Source organism: Streptomyces sp. NPDC005803 (genome assembly GCF_040630435.1).
Classification (GTDB): domain Bacteria; phylum Actinomycetota; class Actinomycetes; order Streptomycetales; family Streptomycetaceae; genus Streptomyces.
The window spans coordinates 1-1,690 of the sequence record NZ_JBEXXO010000079.1 but is presented as its reverse complement, the minus strand read 5'-3'; the positions used below and the strand labels follow the sequence as shown (position 1 = coordinate 1,690).

At 68.9% G+C, this 1,690-nt stretch carries 2 protein-coding genes and 1 pseudogene; 1 reads left to right on the top strand and 2 read right to left on the bottom strand.

All coding sequences use genetic code 11. The features are described from left to right. Positions 1-255: 255 nt before the first annotated feature. Both ABZ454_RS38830 and ABZ454_RS38825 read right to left on the bottom strand, forming a co-directional pair. Positions 256-654: a zinc ribbon domain-containing protein gene (locus ABZ454_RS38830; RefSeq protein ID WP_356320710.1), complete on the bottom strand. Its 399-nt coding sequence runs from the start codon at positions 652-654 to the stop codon at positions 256-258. Positions 655-773: 119 nt separating this feature from the next. Continuing rightward, on the bottom strand, positions 774-1,496 hold the full coding sequence (locus ABZ454_RS38825) for a TetR family transcriptional regulator (RefSeq protein ID WP_359544133.1): 723 nt from the start codon (positions 1,494-1,496) through the stop codon (positions 774-776). A gap of 110 nt (positions 1,497-1,606) precedes the next feature. Between ABZ454_RS38825 and ABZ454_RS38820 the strand changes: the two are divergent. Further along, positions 1,607-1,690: pseudogene (locus ABZ454_RS38820) on the top strand (electron transfer flavoprotein subunit beta); the annotation flags it as partial.

Genomic DNA, 1,690 nt, shown 5'->3' with positions numbered 1-1,690 from the left:
TGGTTCTGCTCCTGTGGGGGCGAACGATCAGCTCGGACGCCGCCTTCAGCTGGACCGGCGATCAGGAGGCCGGGCTGCGCATCCTGGCCGGCCCGCTGACGCCCTGACGCTGCTCAGGAGCGCAGCCATAGGCGAATCGCAACGACGGCCACCGTGTCGTGGACCACGTAGGCCCGCTTGTCGAAGCGAGTGGACGCGGCACGCAATCCCTTGAAGGCGTGTACTGCGCACCTTGGACGCGTGACGGCACCGGACTCACGCGTACCAGCGGGCTCCCCCGGGCGGATCGCACAGTTCGAGGACCACTTCGCCCGCCTCGGAGGTCATGCCTCCGACGGGCCGCACCCGGTCGCCGACGCTCACCAGGTGCGGAGCCGCGCCCACGATGCGGCACCGGTACACAAAGCCTTCGGGGAACCGGACCAGGGACTCGTTGCGCATGATCCGCGAGTAACGGTTGACGACACTGGACCGCACGACGACCCCGTGGCCGTCGCTGTGCTCCGCCTCCAGATCGCTCGACGCGCAGACGGGACACAGGAGTTTGCGGAAGGAGGCGGTGCCGCACCACCGGCACACCTGGTACACCAGACCTTCCCTGCCGTGCGACCCCGCTCCGTCGCGAGCAGTGGGTTCCACGTCGATTCCGGTGATGGACACGTCTCGGCCTCCCGCGCTCGGCTCGGTGCGCCGCACCTCCGGCGGCGGCACACCGGCACCGTATGGCACTTAGTTCCATGAAGTAAAGGAACTCAGTACCGGTGTGAGGTGAACTACCTCTCAGTGGTGTCCCGTTCCTCGCCGAGAGCCGCTTCGACGCGCTGCACGACGCGCCACATCGGGGCGCCCTTCGGCGCGATCATCACGATCACCTCGTCCTCGGCGGCGGGCGCGGGCAGACGCTCGGCCGCCGGCCCCCACACGGCGCGGACGAGTTCGAGCGCCCGGTCGACCTCGGCGCCGGCGTCGCCCCGGCCGCCCGAACGCAGCCAGGACCGCAGACCGTTGTTGTGCGCCGCGACCACCGACGCCGCGATCACCTCGGCGCGCAGGGACGCGTCCGGAGCACCGGACCACCGCCCCTCCAGGTACCCGGCCATGGTCCTCTCGTACCGGCGCACGACGGAGAGTTCATAGGTACGCAGGCCGGGCACCTCTCGGGTGAGCCGGTAGCGCTGTACGGAGAACTCCGGGTTGCGGGCGTACATGCGCAGCACCAGGCGGGCCGCCTCGCACACCGCCTCCACCGGGTCGCCGTCCGCGGCGGCCTCCAGGAACGCGGTCATGTCCGCGAGGCAGCGCTCGTGATCAGGGAAGACCGCGTCCTCCTTCGAGGGGAAGTAGCGGAAGAACGACCGGCGCCCCACCCCCGCGCTGGCGACGATGTCGTCCACCGTGGTCCGCTCGAACCCTCGCTCCATGAAGAGCGCGAAGGCCGCCTCGGCGAGCACGTCACGCATGGGGGGCTTCTTGGCCGGCCCGCGGTCATCGGTCATGCCGGAAACGTAGCACCGGAAACACTCATCCGGCACTGGGTTCCTTTACGCAGGGTACTGGGTACCATAGGATTGCCTCGGAGACACCACGAAGTACAGGGAGAGCCGGCGTGAGCTTGAGGATCGTTGTCTGTGTGAAGTACGTGCCCGACGCGACCGGTGACCGGCATTTCGCCGATGACCTGACGTTGGAT

Coding starts and splice junctions, on each gene's coding strand:
- ABZ454_RS38825 (WP_359544133.1), bottom strand. CDS start 1,496: ATGACCGATGACCGCGGGCCGGCCAAGAAGCCCCCCATGCGTGACGTG.